Source organism: Streptomyces sp. NPDC002788 (genome assembly GCF_053592115.1).
In genome coordinates this window covers 22,315-37,365 of the sequence record NZ_JBSFVB010000028.1, presented here as the reverse complement: position 1 = coordinate 37,365, position 15,051 = coordinate 22,315, and the positions used below count along the sequence as shown (strand labels likewise).

Sequence of the window (15,051 nt, the reverse complement as noted above, 5' to 3'; positions counted from 1 at the left end):
GAAACGACAAAGAGGGCTGAGTGCGTTGACTCTACCGACCTCAGCGGAGGGGATACCGGAAAGCCGCCTGGCTCGCTCGGTCGGGATCGGCCGCGCCCACGCCAAGGCCATTGTGCTGGGTGAGCACGCGGTCGTGTATGGTGCCCCGGCGCTCGCTCTTCCGGTTCCGCAACTGACCGTCACGGCAAGCGCCGGGTGGTCTGCTCGATCCCCTGACGACACGGGCGATGTGTCCCTGACGACGACCGGTTCCGCGGCGCGGCCGAGGGAAACACAGGCCTCCGACGGTTTGCGCCGGCTGACCGCCGAGTTCCGGGCAACCATGGGTCTGACCGAACCGCTGCACCTCGATCTGATCATCGACTGTGCGATCCCGGCCGGCCGAGGGCTCGGTTCCAGCGCTGCGTGTGCCCGCGCGGTCGTCCTCGCGCTGGCCGATCTCTTCGGTCGCGACGTATCGCCGAGCACGGCGTTCGACCTGGTGCAGACAGCCGAGAACGTGGCGCACGGCCGGGCCAGCGGCGTCGACGCCCTGGCCGTCGGTGCCCGTGCCCCGCTGCTGTTCCAGGCAGGCGAAGCCCAGGAACTGCCCATCGGCTGCGACGGCTTGTTCATCGTCGCGGACAGCGGCGAGATGGGCAGGACGAAGGACGCGGTCGAGCTGTTGCGTACCGGGTTCCAGCGGCATTCCGGGGCGCAGGAGAGATTCGTGCGCCGGGCGTCGCAACTGACCGAGGAGGCCCGGCAGGCCCTTGCCGACGGCGAGCCGGCACAGCTCGGTGCGCGGCTCACGGCGTACCACGAACTGCTCCGCACGGTCGGCCTCAGTACCGACCGGATCGACGCACTGGTCGAAGCAGCGCTCACGGCAGGCAGCCTCGGAGCCAAGATCACCGGCGGGGGCATGGGCGGCTGCGTGATCGCACTGACCCGGCCGGAGCACGCAAGGGAGGTCACCCGGCGCCTGCGGCAGGCCGGCGCCGTCCAGACCTGGGACGTACCGCTGAGGGGGCACGCCGACCATGCGCTCTGAACACCGGATTACTGCCGTCCGGACCCGGGAACCGAAGACCGAGGGCTGCGCCACCGCCGTGGCGCACCCGAACATCGCGCTGATCAAGTACTGGGGCAAGCGCGACGAGCGGCTCGTGCTGCCGCGGACCGACAGCCTGTCGCTGACCCTGGACGTCTTCCCGACGACCACCCACGTCCGGCTCGCTCCCGAGGCCCTGCACGACGAAGTGACGTTCGGCGGCGTGCCCGCGCAGGGCGAGGCGCGGCGCCGGATCATCGCCTTCCTCGAACTGGTGCGGGAGCGGGCCGGGCTCCCCCAACGGGCTGTCGTGGACACCGAGAACACCGTTCCCACCGGGGCGGGCCTGGCATCCTCGGCCAGCGGGTTCGCCGCTCTCGCCGTCGCCGCGTCCACCGCGTACGGGCTCGATCTCGACCCCACCGCGCTGTCCCGCCTGGCCCGGCGAGGCTCCGGGTCCGCATCGCGGTCGATCTTCGGCGGCTTCGCGATCTGGTACGCCGGCCGGGACACGGACCCCGACCCGGACCTCGGCTCCTACGCCAAGCCGGTGCCGGCGGGAGACCTCGACCCGGCGCTGGTCGTCGCGGTGGTCGACGCGGGGCCCAAGACCGTCTCCAGCCGTGAGGCCATGCGGCGGACCGTGGACACCTCGCCGCTGTACGAGTCATGGGCCGCCTCCAGCGAGGACGACCTCGCCGATATGCAGCGGGCGCTGCTGAGGGCCGACCTCGACGCAGTCGGGGAAATCGCGGAACGCAACGCGCTCGGTATGCACGCGACGATGCTGGCGGCGCGCCCGGCGGTGCGGTATCTGTCGCCGGCCACGCTCACCGTGCTCGACAGCGTGCTGCAGCTCAGGCGGGACGGCGTACCGGCGTACGCGACCATGGACGCCGGGCCGAACGTCAAGGTGCTCTGCCGTCGTACGGACGTGCACCGGGTGGCTGGGGCCATGCGCGCCGCCGCCCCGGGGGGCTCGGTGCACATCGCCGGGCCGGGCCAGGGCGCCCACCTGTTGGACGAGGCGCTGTGACGTCCCGCCCGGGAACCGTCGTCCGGCGTGCGCCGGGCAAGTTGTTCGTCGCGGGCGAGTACGCGGTGGTGGAGCCCGGCAACCCGGCGATCCTGGTGGCGGTCGACCGGCATGTCACCGCCACCGTGTCCCCCGTCGAAACCGGCGTCGTGATCTCCTCCGACCTCGCCGCGCGGCCGGTGCCCATGCGCTGGCGGGACGGCAGGCTCGGCGCATACGGCGCAACCGACGAACAGCGCGCCCGCGACGGACTGGCACATGTGGTGTCGGCCGTCGAGGTGGTGGGCCGCCTGCTGGGCGAACGCGGCCTGCCCGCACCGGCCTGCGAAGTTTCGATCAGCAGCCGTCTGCACGACAATGGCACCAAGTTCGGCCTGGGTTCCAGTGGCGCGGTCACCGTGGCGACCGTCGCGGCCGTGGCGTCCTTCTGCGGACTGCGGCTGTCGCCCGACAACCGGTTCCGCCTGGCCATGCTCGCGACGGCCGGCATCGATGCCAAGGCCTCCGGCGGTGATCTCGCCGCCAGCACGTGGGGCGGCTGGATCGCCTATCAGGCACCCGACAGGGCCGCCGTGCTCGACCTGGCCCGGCGCCGGGGCGTTGAGGAGATGCTGCGCGCCGCCTGGCCCGGTTTCGGGGTACGCCGACTGCCCCCGCCGCACGGCCTCTCCCTGGAGGTCGGCTGGACCGGCACACCCGCCTCCACTGCATCGCTCGTCTCCCACCTGAACCGACGGACCTGGCGGGGCACCGCGTCCCACCGGAGCTTCACGGAGACCACCACCGACTGTGTGCGCGCCTCGGTCTCCGCACTCGAGCGAGGCGACCGTGAGGAGCTGCTGCGCCAGATCCGGCACGCCCGGAGCGCGTTGGCCCGGCTGGACGACGAGGTCGGGCTGGGCATCTTCACACGCGGTCTGACGGCACTGTGCGACGCCGCCGAAGCGGTCGGCGGCGCGGCCAAACCCTCGGGTGCGGGGGGCGGCGACTGCGGTATCGCGCTGCTGGACGCCGAAGCGGCGGCGCGGATCTCTCAGCTACGGCAACGGTGGGCCACGGCGGGGGTGCAACCCCTGCCGGTCCGTCCCGTCATGGAAGGGAACGAGGAATGATCGCTCAACGCAAGGACGACCACGTCCGGCTCGCTGTCGAGCAGCAGCACGGTCACATCGGACGCAACCAGTTCGACGAGGTGTCGTTCGTCCACCACGCCCTGGCCGGCATCGACCGGCCGGACGTGTCGCTGGCCACGACCTTTGCCGGTATCGCCTGGCAGGTGCCGCTGTACATCAACGCGATGACCGGCGGCAGCACCAAGACCGGTGAGATCAACCGGGACCTGGCCATCGCCGCCCACGAGACCGGCCTGCCCATCGCGTCGGGCTCCATGAGCGCGTACTTCAAGGACCCGTCGTGCGCGGACACCTTCCGCGTGCTGCGCGAGAAGAACCCGGACGGGTTCGTCCTGGCGAACGTCAACGCGACGGCCTCGGTCGAGAAGGCGCAGCGGGCCGTCGACCTGCTGCGGGCCGACGCCCTGCAGATCCACGTCAACACGGCGCAGGAGACCGTGATGCCGGAGGGCGACCGCTCCTTCTCGTCCTGGGTCCCGCAGATCGAGCGGATCGCGGCGGCGGTCGACGTACCCGTGATCGTCAAGGAGGTCGGGTTCGGTCTCAGCCGCGAGACCGTCCTGATGCTGCGGGAACTGGGCGTACGGGTGGCGGACCTGGGCGGCCGGGGCGGCACCGACTTCGCCCGCATCGAGAACGGCAGGCGGGAACTCTCCGACTACGCCTTCCTCGAGGGCTGGGGCCAGTCCACCGCCGCCTGTCTCCTGGACGCGCAGGGCGTCGGCATGCCGGTGCTCGCCTCCGGGGGCGCCCGCCATCCGCTCGACGTGGCCCGCGCGCTGGCGCTCGGCGCGTCCGGCGTCGGAGTGTCCGGCGGATTCCTCCGCACGCTGATGGACGACGGTGTGTCGGCGCTGATCGCGCAGATCTCGACGTGGCTCGACCAGCTGACCGCGCTGATGACCATGCTGGGCGCACGCACCCCGGCCGAGCTGACCCGCTGCGACGTGCTGATCCACGGCTCCCTCCGCGACTTCTGCACCGATCGTGGCATTGACACGGGGCCGTTCGCCCGGCGCTCCGGCGGCCTCGACGCCCTCACCGAGATGACGGGAAGCACACGATGACCGAGGCACACGCGATCGCCGGGGTCCCCATGAAGTGGGTGGGCCCCCTGCGGATCTCGGGGAACGTCGCCGACGTCGAGACCCAGGTCCCGCTCGCCACCTACGAGACGCCGCTGTGGCCCTCGGTGGGCCGTGGGGCGAAGGTCTCCACGCTGGCCGAGCGGGGCATCGTCGCCACCCTCGTCGACGAACGGATGACTCGTTCGGTGCTTGTGGAGGCGACGGACGCGCAGACCGCGTACACGGCCGCACGGACCATCGACGCGCGGCTGGGCGAGCTGAAGGAGGTGGTCCGCGGTTGCAGCAGGTTCGCCGAGCTGATCGGCATCCGGCACGAGATCAACGCCAACCTGCTGTTCATCCGGTTCGAGTTCACCACCGGCGACGCCTCCGGGCACAACATGGCGACACTGGCGTCCGACGCGCTCCTTCAGCATCTGCTGCGGACCATCCCGGGAATCTCCTATGGATCGATCTCGGGAAACTACTGCACGGACAAGAAGGCGACCGCGGTCAACGGCATCCTCGGCCGCGGCAAGAACGTGGTCACGGAGCTTCTCGTGCCGCGCGACGTGGTGGAGCGCGTGCTGCACACGACGGCCGCCCGGATCGTCCAGCTGAACGTACGCAAGAACATGCTCGGCACGCTGCTCGCCGGTGGCATCCGCTCCGCCAACGCCCACTTCGCGAACATGCTGCTCGGGTTCTACCTGGCGACGGGTCAGGACGCGGCCAACATCGTCGAGGGGTCGCAGGGCGTCGTCATGGCCGAGGACCGCGACGGCGACCTCTACTTCGCCTGCACGCTGCCCAACCTGATCGTGGGCACGGTGGGCAACGGCAAGGGGCTTCCGTTCGTGGAGACCAATCTGGCCCGGCTCGGCTGCACAGCCGAGCGCGCCCCGGGAGAGAACGCCCGCAGGCTCGCCGTCATCGCGGCGGCGACCGTGCTGTGCGGCGAGCTCTCCCTGCTGGCGGCACAGACGAACCCGGGCGAACTCATGCGCGCCCACGTCCAACTGGAACGCGGCAGCACAACGGAAAAGGTGGGTGCTCAGGCATGACCGGCGAAACCGCCATAGGAATTCACGATCTGTCCTTCTCGACGACCGAGTTCGTGCTGACGCACACGGCGCTCGCCGAGTACAACGGCACCGACATCGGCAAGTACCACGTGGGCATCGGCCAGCAGTCGATGAGTGTGCCCGCCGCCGACGAGGACATCGTGACCATGGGTGCGACCGCGGCAGCGCCGCTTGTCGCCCGGCACGGCACGGATCGCATCCGGACGGTCGTGTTCGCGACGGAGTCCTCGATCGACCAGGCCAAGTCGGCCGGTGTGTACGTCCATTCGCTGCTCGGGTTGCCGTCGGCCACCCGGGTCGTCGAACTGAAGCAGGCCTGCTACGGGGCGACGGCGGCCCTGCAGTTCGCCATCGGCCTCGTCCACCGCGACCCCGCCCAGCAGGTCCTCGTGATCGCGAGCGACGTCTCCAAATACGACCTGGACAGCCCGGGCGAAGCGACCCAGGGCGCGGCGGCGGTGGCCATGCTGGTCGGCGCTGACCCCGCGCTGGTGCGCATCGAGGGGCCCTCGGGCCTGTTCACCGCTGACGTCATGGACTTCTGGCGTCCGAACTACCGGGACACCGCACTGGTCGACGGGCAGGAGTCCATCACCGCCTACCTCCAGGCGGTGGAGGGCGCCTGGAAGGACTACCTGGGGCAGGGGGGCCGCTCCCTGGAGGAGTTCAGCGCGTTCTGCTACCACCAGCCGTTCACGAAGATGGCCTACAAGGCGCACCACCACCTGCTGAACTTCTGCGGGTACGTCACCGACGTGGCGCGGATCGCGCGGGCCATCGGGCCGACCACGGCCTACAACAGGGTCGTCGGCAACAGCTACACCGCGTCGGTGTACCTCGCCCTGGCCGCGTTGCTCGACCAGGCGGAGGACCTGACCGGCCGGTCCATCGGCTTCCTCAGCTACGGGTCCGGCAGTGTCGCCGAGTTCTTCGCCGGGACCGTCGTACCCGGATACCGGGAGCACCTGCGGACCGAGGCGCACCGCGAGGCGATCGACCGGCGACGGCCGGTGGACTACGCCGGCTACCGCGAGCTGCACGAGCGGACGTTCCCGGCCGACGGAGGCGAGCACCTCACCCCGGCGCAGACCACCGGTCCCTTCCGGATGGCCGGGCTCCGCGGTCACAAGCGCGTCTACGAGCGGCGCCCGCAGGGGCGGACGGCCGTATGACCGACATCGGGATCCTCGGTACGGGTGCCTATGTGCCGGACCGGGTCGTCTCCAATGACGAGGTCGGTGCGGCAGCCGGGGTCGACGACGCCTGGATCACCCGCAAGACCGCGATCCGGCAACGACGCTGGGCCGCGCCCGAGCAGGCCACCTCGGATCTGGCCACGGCCGCGGGACGGGCGGCGCTGCGTTCGGCCGGCATCACCGCCGGTCAGCTGTCCGTGATCGTGGTGGCGACCTCCACACCGGACCGGCCCCAGCCGCCGACGGCGGCTTATGTACAGCATCGACTCGGCGCGGTCGGCGCGGCGGCGTTCGACGTCAACGCCGTCTGTTCCGGCAGCGTGTTCGCGCTCTGCGCGGCCGAGGGCGTGCTCGCGAGACGCGGCGGCCATGCGCTGGTCATCGGCGCCGACCTGTACTCGCGCATCCTGAACCCGGCCGATCGCAAGACGGTCGTCCTGTTCGGTGACGGTGCCGGCGCGCTGGTCCTGGGCCCGAGCACCCGGGGCCCACGCGTGCGGCACGTCGCACTGCACACGTTCGGCGAACTGGCCGGACTGATCGAGGTGCCCGCCGGCGGCAGCCGACTGCCCTGCGACGAGCCCGCCCTCGCCGCGGGTCTGCAGTATTTCGCGATGGACGGGCGGGAGGTGCGCCGCTTCGTCATGGAACAGCTGCCCCAGCTGACCAAGCAGTTCCTCCACGAGGCCGGTGTCGTGCCCGACGACATCAGCCACTTCGTCCCGCACCAGGCCAACGGCGTCATGCTCGACGCCGTCGCCGCGGATCTGCCCCTGCCCCGCGCCACCACACATCGAACGCTGACGCACTACGGCAACACGGGCGCCGCCTCCATCCCGATCACCCTGGACGCGGCCGCCCGCGAGGGGAGCCTCCGCCCGGGGGAGCTGATCCTCCTGGCCGGCTTCGGCGGCGGGATGTCGGCCGGTTTCGCGCTCGTGGAGTGGTGATGAGGAGCCTGACCGCCCGGATACCGGGCTCGAAGAGCCTGACCAACCGGATGGTGCTCCTCGCCGCTGCCGCCAACGGCACCAGCAGAGTGCACGCTCCCCTGGTGAGCGAGGACACCATGGCGTTCCGCGGGGCACTGCGAGAGTGCGGGATCATGGTGCAGGGCAGCCCCGAGGACGGGTTCTGGGAGGTCACGGGCACCGGGCGCGGACCTGTCGGACCGGGCCGACCATGGTGCGCGGACGCCGGTACGGCCGCCCGCTTCCTGCCGCCGTTCGCCGCCGCCGGCCAGGGCACCTTCCTCTTCGACGGCTCGGCACAGCTGCGCGCCCGCCCCCAGGGCCCCCTGCTCGAAGCGCTGCGCCTGCTGGGCGCCGACCTGGAGGCGGGCCCGGGCATCGGGCTTCCCCTGCTGATCCGTGCTGGTGGCCTCACGGGCGGGGAGCTGTCGGTGGACTCTTCCCTGAGCAGTCAGTACCTGAGCGGCCTGCTGATGGCGGCACCCCTGATGCGGCACGGCCTGGTGATCCGGACCGCACGCCTGGTCAGCCGCCCGTACATCGACATGACGGTTACGTTGATGCGGCGCTTCGGAGCCGACGTCGACGACAGCGAGGACGGGATTCTGCGTGTCGAACCGGGAGGGTACGACGCTACCGACGCCGTGGTCGAACCCGACGCGTCCTCGGCTTCGTACGTCTTCGCCGCGGCGGCCGTCACCGGACGCACGGTCACTGTTCCCGGCCTGGGCACCAGCAGTCTGCAGGGCGACCTGAGCTTCGTGAAGGTCCTGTCGCGGCTCGGGGCGGAGGTGAGCGTGGGCCGGGCGGCCACCACCGTGTCCGGCACCGGTCGGCCGCATGGGGGCTTCACCGTGGACATGGGTGATATCTCGGACACCTTCATGACCCTCGCCGCGATCGCCCCCCTGGCTGACGCGCCCATCACGATCGAGGGCATCGGACACGCGCGGCTGAAGGAGTCCGACCGTGTCGCCGCCGTCGCGGCGAACCTGCGGGCCTGCGGCGTCGAGATCGCCGAAGGGCGAGACTGGATCACCATCCATCCGAAAGTACCGCGCCGTACCCACATCGCGTGCCGACGCGACCACCGGATCGCGATGTCGTTCTCGGTTCTCGGGCTCGCGGTGCCGGGGGCGATCTCGTTGGACGACCCGGCATGCGTCGGGAAGACCTTCCCGGGGTTCCACGATGAGATGCGGCGTTTGTTTTCCGACCATGAACACCCGCCGCACACCGGCAGGTTGGCAGAGGAGCACCGTTGAGCAGGCTGCGCTGGCTGACCGCGGGCGAGTCCCACGGTCCCGCACTCGTCGCGACGCTGGAGGGTCTTCCCGCCGGCGTCCCGATCACCACGGAGATGGTCGCCGACCATCTCGCGCGACGGCGGCTCGGCTATGGACGCGGTGCGCGCATGAAGTTCGAGCGCGACGAGGTCACCTTCATCGGCGGTGTCCGCCACGGGCTCAGCCTCGGCTCCCCGGTCGCGATCACGGTGGGCAACACCGAGTGGCCGAAGTGGGAGCAGGTCATGGCGGCTGACCCGGTCGACCCGGAGATCCTGGCCGGGCTCGCCCGCAACGCGCCGCTGACCCGCCCGCGCCCCGGCCACGCCGACCTCGCCGGCATGCAGAAGTACGGTTTCGACGAGGCCCGCCCGATCCTGGAACGCGCCTCCGCGCGTGAGACCGCCGCCCGGGTGGCGCTGGGTGCGGTGGCACGGTCGTACCTCAAGGAGACGGCCGGCATCGAGATCGTCAGCCACGTCGTGGAGCTGGCCTCGGCGAAGGCGCCGCAGGGTGTGTACCCGACGCCGGCCGACGTGGAGAGGCTGGACGCCGACCCGGTGCGCTGTCTGGACGCGGACGCGTCGAAGGCGATGGTCGCGGAGATCGACCAGGCCCACAAGGACGGCGACACCCTCGGTGGCGTGGTCGAGATCCTGGCGTACGGCGTGCCGGTCGGTCTCGGCTCGCATGTGCACTGGGACCGCAAGCTGGATGCCCGGCTCGCCGGTGCGCTCATGGGTATCCAGGCGATCAAGGGCGTCGAGGTCGGTGACGGCTTCGAGTTGGCGCGGGTGCCGGGCTCGAAGGCGCACGACGAGATCGTCAGGACCGATGAGGGCATCCGCCGTGTCTCCGGCCGTTCGGGCGGCACCGAGGGCGGCCTGTCCACCGGTGAGCTGCTGCGGGTGCGCGCGGCGATGAAGCCGATCGCGACCGTGCCGCGGGCGCTGCAGACGGTGGACGTGACGACCGGCGAGGCGACGCAGGCGCACCACCAGCGCTCCGACGTCTCCGCGGTGCCGGCGGCCGGAATCGTCGCCGAGGCCATGGTGGCCCTGGTCCTGGCGGACGCGGTCGCGGAGAAGTTCGGCGGCGACAACGTGGTCGAGACCCGCCGCAACGTGCAGTCGTACCTCGGCAACCTGGCCATCCGATGAGCGGCTCTCGGCTCTGTGTCACCGCCTGCCTCGACCATGCCGGTCCGCATGCCAGGGAGGAGCAATGAGTATCAGGGGGCAGCGTCGGGCGGCTGTCCTGGGCAAGCCCCTCGCCCATTCTCTCTCCCCGGTGCTGCACCGAGCCGCCTACGAGGAACTGGGGCTCGCGGGCTGGTCGTACGACCGGTTCGAGGTCAACGAGGCCGCTCTGCCCGGGTTCCTCGCGGAACTCGGGCCGGAGTGGGCCGGGTTGTCGCTGACCATGCCGCTTAAGCGGGCCGTCATCCCGCTGCTCGACGAGATCAGCGAGACGGCGGCCTCGGTCGAGGCGGTCAACACCGTCGTCTTCACCGAGGACGGCCGACGCGTCGGCGACAACACCGACATCCCAGGCATGGTCGCCGCCCTGCGCGAACGCGGCATCGAACAGGTGGACTCCGCCGCGATCCTCGGCGCCGGCGCCACCGCGTCCTCCGCGCTGGCCGCTCTCGCCCGGATCTGCACCGGTGAGGTCGTGGCGTATGTGCGCAGCGAGGCCCGGGCCGCCGAGATGCGGCAGTGGGGCGAGCGCCTCGATGTCGAGGTCCGTACGGCCGACTGGGCGGATGCCGCTCGGGCGCTGCACGCCCCGCTTGTCGTCGCCACCACGCCGGCCGGTACGACCGACGCGCTGTCCTCCGCCGTACCGGAGCGGCCCGCCACCCTGTTCGACGTGCTCTACGACCCGTGGCCCACCGAGCTCGCCGCCCGCTGGTCGGCGTACGGCGGTGCCGTAGTGAGCGGGCTCGACCTGCTCGTGCACCAAGCCGTGTTGCAGGTGGAGCAGATGACGGGGCGCCGCCCGGCCCCGGTGGAGGCGATGCGCAGGGCCGGGCAGGCAGCACTGGATCGGCGGAGTGCGGCGCCTGTGGTGGTGCTGGTCGGGCCGATGGGCGTGGGCAAGTCCACGGTCGGGCGGCTGCTGGCCGAGCGACTGGGTGTCGGCTATAGGGACACTGACGACGACATCGTGGCCGAGCAGGGCCGGAGCATCGCCGAAATCTTCGTCGATGAGGGTGAGCCCGCGTTCCGGGCGATCGAGAAGCGGGCGGTGCACCGGGCACTGGCCGAGCACGACGGCGTCCTGGCGCTGGGCGGCGGCGCGATCCTCGACGCCGATACGCGGGCGCTGCTCGCCGGGCAGCGGGTCGTCCACCTCTCGATGGACGTCGAGGAGGCCGTCAAGCGCACCGGCCTGAACGCGGCCCGCCCCCTGCTCGCGGTCAACCCGCGCAAGCAGTGGCGCGAGCTCATGGAGGCCCGCCGGCACCTGTACGAGGAGGTCGCCACGGTGGTCGTGGCCACCGACGGCCGTACGCCCGCAGAAGCGACTCAAGCTGCCCTGGACGCACTGGAGTTGAAGGACGCATGACTGAGGCAGTGACGCGGATCCAGGTCGGTACCACGGGCAGTGAACCCTACGAGGTCCTGGTGGGCCGTCAACTCCTTGGCAAACTCAGCGGGTTGATCGGCACCAACGCCAAGCGGGTCGCCGTCATCCACCCCGAAGCGTTGGCCGAGACGGGCGAGGCGCTCTGTGTCGACCTGGCCGGGCGGGGCTTCGACGCGGTCGCCATCCAGGTGCCGAACGCCGAGGAGGCCAAGACCGCCGAGGTCGCCGCCTACTGCTGGAAGGCGCTCGGGCAGTCCAACTTCACCCGCTCCGACGTCATCGTCGGCGTGGGCGGTGGGGCGACCACCGATCTGGCCGGGTTCGTGGCGGCGACCTGGCTGCGCGGGGTGCGCTGGATCGCGATCCCGACGACCGTGCTGGCCATGGTGGACGCGGCGGTCGGTGGCAAGACCGGCATCAACACGGCCGAGGGCAAGAACCTCGTCGGTGCCTTCCATCCTCCGGCGGGGGTGCTGTGCGATCTGGCCGCGCTGGAGTCGCTGCCGGTCGACGACTACGTGTCCGGTCTCGCGGAGATCATCAAGGCCGGTTTCATCGCCGACCCGGTGATCCTGGAGCTGATCGAGGCCGACCCGGAGGCCGCGAGGACCCCGGCGGGCCCGCACACCGCCGAACTGGTCGAGCGGTCGATCCGGATCAAGGCCGAGGTCGTCTCGTCGGATGTGAAGGAGGCGGGCGTGCGGGAGATCCTCAACTACGGGCACACGCTCGGTCACGCCATCGAGAGGAACGAGCGGTACAAGTGGCGCCACGGCGCCGCGGTCTCCGTCGGCATGCACTTCGCCGCCGAACTGGGCCGTCTCGCGGGCAGGTTGGACGACGCGACGGCCGACCGGCACCGCGCGATCCTCGAAGCCGTCGGCCTGCCTCTGCACTACCGCTACGACCAGTGGCCCAAGCTGCTGGAGACGATGAAGGTCGACAAGAAGTCCCGTGGCGACCTGCTGCGCTTCATCGTCCTGGACGGGCTCGCCAAGCCGACCGTCCTGGAGGGCCCAGACCCGGCGGTCCTGCTCGCCGCATATGGAGGAGTGGGCGAATAGGTCCACCGGCGGGAATTCCGTCCCCGGCCGTTTCACCAGACAACGACCGGGGACGGAACTGCCGGGTCAGGGCCGACGCTGTATCGCGATCTCGGTGAGTTCTTCTATGTCGAACTCCGAACGGCCCGGTGTGCCGTAGCGCGTTATCTTCCCGCGGCTCACCCATTTCCGGATGGTCGCTTCGGACACGCCCACGGCGAGAGCGGCCACGTTCGTCGGCACCAGTCTGTGGCGCGGCGGTTTGTTCAGGCGACATGCCTTCGTCGGCGATTCATGAGGTGCCGTAGGGTAAGCCATTCGCGTATCTCCCATGTGTGTCCGGAAGAACAGCTGATGCTGCTCTTCTCCGCGTTTCCGGTCTTCTGCGGTGTGGCGTCGATCGTGCCCGTGCAGTCGTCCATGACGCACTCGACGAGGGGTGACCTGGGATCACTCTCATGGTCGATGGCACGCAGTAACTCACCATGGAGGCCCTCGATCTCGGCAGCGAATTCGGCAGCCGGAGGTTGCGCGGTGAGCCACTCCAGGTGGCGTACGAGGAAGCGCGCCAGCTGGGGAACGGAGCGAGCCGGGGCAACCGCCCCGAGTTTTTCCGCGACGAGGTCCGACCAGGACTCAAGAATGGCGAGTACGTCGTTCCTGGCGTCGAGCGCGGACATGTTCAGGTAATCCCGCTTGCGGCTTCCCGACACCTTCGTCGGGTTCCTCCGCCGAGTTGTCGTCAAGATGTGGTGCAGGCATTCCTGGTGGAGATCGGGAAGTGCGCGCAGACGATGTTCCAGCTGCCTGACGTCCATTGAATCGTCTCCTCGTCATGCTTCAGCGTCCCCGACGGGCTGCTGAATGCGGAAAGTGATGAACTCGGCCGGGCGCAGGGCTGCGAGGCCGACGTCGAGGTTCACCCTGTCGTGAGCCGTGTCCTCGGAGGTGCCGTTGTCGGCATCGCACACGACGCGGAACGCCTCGTCTGCGGACCGGCCGCGCAGCGCTCCCCGGTGCCACAGGTCCGTCAGGAACGCGGTGGCGGACCGGTGGACCCTGGTCCGCACCGGGGCGCCGGCCGACTCGAAGGCGGCTCTCCTGGTCTCCTGTTCGAGTGCTGCGCGGACGTGGTTCACCAGGCGCCGTACGCTGAGGTGCATCCAGTCCGGGTCGGTGGACAGCGTGCGTGCGCCCACCACCCGGGTGCCCTCGCCGGGGAAGAACCGCAGACAATTCACCCCCCGGCCGCCCAGAGTCTCCTGCTCCGCGTCGGACAGCTCCCGCTCGTGTTTGAGGACGCCCAGCAGCGCACTCACGGGCGCTGTGTGCACGCCCTGCTCGGCATCGCGGCGGCAGCACAGTCCGGACACATGACCCGACGCCGGCACCGGCCGTTGTGTCCCGTCGGCGTCGGTGACGACGATCCACGGGTAGTAGACGGCGGCGAACCGGGCGGTCGGATCGGCCAGTTGGAACGGCCTGCTGGTCACGTCGGCGGGGGCGAGGCCCTGCCGGGTGTGCAGCAGGGCGACCCGGTCGCCCATGTGTGCGCAGTGCTCGGCGATCGCCTGTGCCACGCCGTGGGCGTCGCTCTCCATACGCCACAGATCCGGAGCGACCACGAGGATGATCCCCGAGATGCTCTCCAGCTCGGCAAGCGCGGACCGGTAGGCGGTGACCCGGTCCGCGTCCCGGGCCGTTCCGATGATCCACGCCCCGCCACCGCCGTTGCGGAAGTGGCCGAGCACAGCGTCGCGGACGAAGGAGGGTGCGTTCTCGCCGGTCTTTCCCGGTGGGACGATCCCGGAGAGTTCGCGCGGGTTGCGGACGAAGGCAGGCTCGAGCGGAAGGCCCGTGGCGTCGCCGACGAAGGCGGTCACCGACGCATGCACGCGATGGATGACGCGTGGTTCGGTCAGCTGCTGCTGGGACATGCGGACTCCTCGATCACGACGGGAGGCAGGGGTGCGCTCCGGCGGCCGCCGTTGACCCTCGCGCACCTTGCGCAGGCGTGCTGATGGACTGCCCCTGTCCGAAGGCCGGCGGATCCGGTGTCACCTGAGGGGCGATCAGGAAGGGATCCAGTCCCGCCTGATGTGCGGTATGTCGATGCTGAGGGCGCGCATGTGTTCGATCGGGTTGGTGTACTCGCGGCTGGAGACGATGCGCCCGTCGCTCAGCGTGAAGCCGTGGATGAAGTGGTTGCGGTAGCGGCCCTCGGGGTAGCCCGGGAACCGGATCGTGCCTTCGCCGTCGCACTCGACCCAGATGACGGACGGGTCCTGCGTCTCGTAGACGTGCACGTCGAACCACTGCCAGTCGGGCAGCACCTCCAGGGAGAGCTGGCCGTGCCGTTTCAGCTTCTCCTGGCCCTGGACGACGATGGGCCGGCCGATGTCGGTGTTGAACAGGGACGCGGTGCCGTCCTCGGTGTAGAGGGTGTACCTGCGCAGCCGGGCCTCGGCACCGGTCTGCATGTACTGCTCCACGGCGCGCCGGTTGCGCTCCCGCAGGTCGTGGTGGTCGGTGAACACGGGGGCGGCGGCGCCCGGTTCGGTGAACAGGGGCGGGGTCATGAGATCTCCCACAGGAGTGAGGGCGAGGGC

The 15,051-nt window shown here is 70.4% G+C and carries 14 protein-coding genes and 1 pseudogene; 12 read left to right on the top strand and 3 right to left on the bottom strand.

From position 1 onward, the window contains the following. The first annotated feature begins 25 nt into the window (after positions 1-25). The 12 genes and pseudogenes from mvk to aroB all read left to right on the top strand — a co-directional run bounded on the left by mvk (position 26) and on the right by aroB (position 12,463). Positions 26-1,033, top strand: coding sequence for a mevalonate kinase (gene mvk / locus ACWD1U_RS35035; protein WP_451113399.1), 1,008 nt, complete (start codon positions 26-28; stop codon positions 1,031-1,033). After that, positions 1,023-2,069 carry a diphosphomevalonate decarboxylase gene (gene mvaD / locus ACWD1U_RS35030; protein WP_451113398.1) on the top strand — a complete coding sequence of 349 codons (1,047 nt, stop codon included), beginning with the start codon at positions 1,023-1,025 and terminating at the stop codon, positions 2,067-2,069. Before mvk ends, mvaD begins: the two co-directional genes overlap by 11 nt. Continuing rightward, entirely contained in the window at positions 2,066-3,181 is a 1,116-nt protein-coding gene (locus ACWD1U_RS35025; protein WP_451113397.1) for a phosphomevalonate kinase, read from the top strand. The genes mvaD and ACWD1U_RS35025 overlap by 4 nt, the downstream gene beginning before the upstream one ends. Further along, positions 3,178-4,269 carry a type 2 isopentenyl-diphosphate Delta-isomerase gene (fni, locus tag ACWD1U_RS35020; protein ID WP_451113396.1) on the top strand — a complete coding sequence of 364 codons (1,092 nt, stop codon included), beginning with the start codon at positions 3,178-3,180 and terminating at the stop codon, positions 4,267-4,269. The genes ACWD1U_RS35025 and fni overlap by 4 nt, the downstream gene beginning before the upstream one ends. After that, on the top strand, positions 4,266-5,333 hold the full coding sequence (locus ACWD1U_RS35015) for a hydroxymethylglutaryl-CoA reductase (protein ID WP_451113395.1): 1,068 nt from the start codon (positions 4,266-4,268) through the stop codon (positions 5,331-5,333). Before fni ends, ACWD1U_RS35015 begins: the two co-directional genes overlap by 4 nt. Further along, entirely contained in the window at positions 5,330-6,526 is a 1,197-nt protein-coding gene (locus ACWD1U_RS35010; RefSeq protein WP_451113394.1) for a hydroxymethylglutaryl-CoA synthase, read from the top strand. Before ACWD1U_RS35015 ends, ACWD1U_RS35010 begins: the two co-directional genes overlap by 4 nt. Then, positions 6,523-7,500, top strand: a complete 978-nt coding sequence (locus ACWD1U_RS35005; protein WP_451113393.1) for a 3-oxoacyl-ACP synthase III family protein — start codon at positions 6,523-6,525, stop codon at positions 7,498-7,500. Before ACWD1U_RS35010 ends, ACWD1U_RS35005 begins: the two co-directional genes overlap by 4 nt. Beyond that, positions 7,500-8,786 carry a 3-phosphoshikimate 1-carboxyvinyltransferase gene (gene aroA, locus ACWD1U_RS35000; protein WP_451113392.1) on the top strand — a complete coding sequence of 429 codons (1,287 nt, stop codon included), beginning with the start codon at positions 7,500-7,502 and terminating at the stop codon, positions 8,784-8,786. Before ACWD1U_RS35005 ends, aroA begins: the two co-directional genes overlap by 1 nt. After that, on the top strand, positions 8,783-9,967 hold the full coding sequence (gene aroC / locus ACWD1U_RS34995) for a chorismate synthase (protein WP_451113391.1): 1,185 nt from the start codon (positions 8,783-8,785) through the stop codon (positions 9,965-9,967). The genes aroA and aroC overlap by 4 nt, the downstream gene beginning before the upstream one ends. Positions 9,968-10,031: 64 nt before the next feature. After that, positions 10,032-10,862 (top strand): annotated as a pseudogene (locus ACWD1U_RS34990) (shikimate dehydrogenase); the annotation flags it as partial. 33 nt (positions 10,863-10,895) lie between these two features. Beyond that, the gene (locus tag ACWD1U_RS34985; protein ID WP_451113438.1) at positions 10,896-11,378 is read left to right on the top strand and encodes a shikimate kinase; all 483 of its coding nucleotides are present in this window, start codon (positions 10,896-10,898) and stop codon (positions 11,376-11,378) included. After that, positions 11,375-12,463: a 3-dehydroquinate synthase gene (gene aroB / locus ACWD1U_RS34980; RefSeq protein ID WP_451113390.1), complete on the top strand. Its 1,089-nt coding sequence runs from the start codon at positions 11,375-11,377 to the stop codon at positions 12,461-12,463. The genes ACWD1U_RS34985 and aroB overlap by 4 nt, the downstream gene beginning before the upstream one ends. A 245-nt stretch (positions 12,464-12,708) precedes the next feature. Here aroB and ACWD1U_RS34975 read toward each other — a convergent pair whose 3' ends face one another. From ACWD1U_RS34975 to ACWD1U_RS34965, 3 genes are all read right to left on the bottom strand, one after another. Next, a complete protein-coding gene (locus tag ACWD1U_RS34975) occupies positions 12,709-13,260 on the bottom strand; it encodes a hypothetical protein (RefSeq protein WP_451113389.1) in 552 nt (183 codons plus the stop codon). A 15-nt stretch (positions 13,261-13,275) separates the two neighbouring features. Continuing rightward, the gene (locus ACWD1U_RS34970) at positions 13,276-14,379 is read right to left on the bottom strand and encodes a phage tail sheath family protein (RefSeq protein ID WP_451113388.1); all 1,104 of its coding nucleotides are present in this window, start codon (positions 14,377-14,379) and stop codon (positions 13,276-13,278) included. 135 nt (positions 14,380-14,514) lie between these two features. After that, positions 14,515-15,021: a PhzA/PhzB family protein gene (locus ACWD1U_RS34965; RefSeq protein WP_451113387.1), complete on the bottom strand. Its 507-nt coding sequence runs from the start codon at positions 15,019-15,021 to the stop codon at positions 14,515-14,517. Positions 15,022-15,051: the final 30 nt, after the last annotated feature.

Bases quoted from the DNA above. Each gene is read 5' to 3' on its own strand.
- mvaD (WP_451113398.1), top strand. From the start codon at position 1,023: ATGCGCTCTGAACACCGGATTACTGCCGTCCGGACCCGGGAACCGAAG.
- fni (WP_451113396.1), top strand. From the start codon at position 3,178: ATGATCGCTCAACGCAAGGACGACCACGTCCGGCTCGCTGTCGAGCAG.
- ACWD1U_RS35015 (WP_451113395.1), top strand. From the start codon at position 4,266: ATGACCGAGGCACACGCGATCGCCGGGGTCCCCATGAAGTGGGTGGGC.
- ACWD1U_RS35010 (WP_451113394.1), top strand. From the start codon at position 5,330: ATGACCGGCGAAACCGCCATAGGAATTCACGATCTGTCCTTCTCGACG.
- ACWD1U_RS35005 (WP_451113393.1), top strand. From the start codon at position 6,523: ATGACCGACATCGGGATCCTCGGTACGGGTGCCTATGTGCCGGACCGG.
- aroA (WP_451113392.1), top strand. From the start codon at position 7,500: ATGAGGAGCCTGACCGCCCGGATACCGGGCTCGAAGAGCCTGACCAAC.
- ACWD1U_RS34985 (WP_451113438.1), top strand. From the start codon at position 10,896: ATGGGCGTGGGCAAGTCCACGGTCGGGCGGCTGCTGGCCGAGCGACTG.
- aroB (WP_451113390.1), top strand. From the start codon at position 11,375: ATGACTGAGGCAGTGACGCGGATCCAGGTCGGTACCACGGGCAGTGAA.
- ACWD1U_RS34975 (WP_451113389.1), bottom strand. From the start codon at position 13,260: ATGGACGTCAGGCAGCTGGAACATCGTCTGCGCGCACTTCCCGATCTC.
- ACWD1U_RS34970 (WP_451113388.1), bottom strand. From the start codon at position 14,379: ATGTCCCAGCAGCAGCTGACCGAACCACGCGTCATCCATCGCGTGCAT.
- ACWD1U_RS34965 (WP_451113387.1), bottom strand. From the start codon at position 15,021: ATGACCCCGCCCCTGTTCACCGAACCGGGCGCCGCCGCCCCCGTGTTC.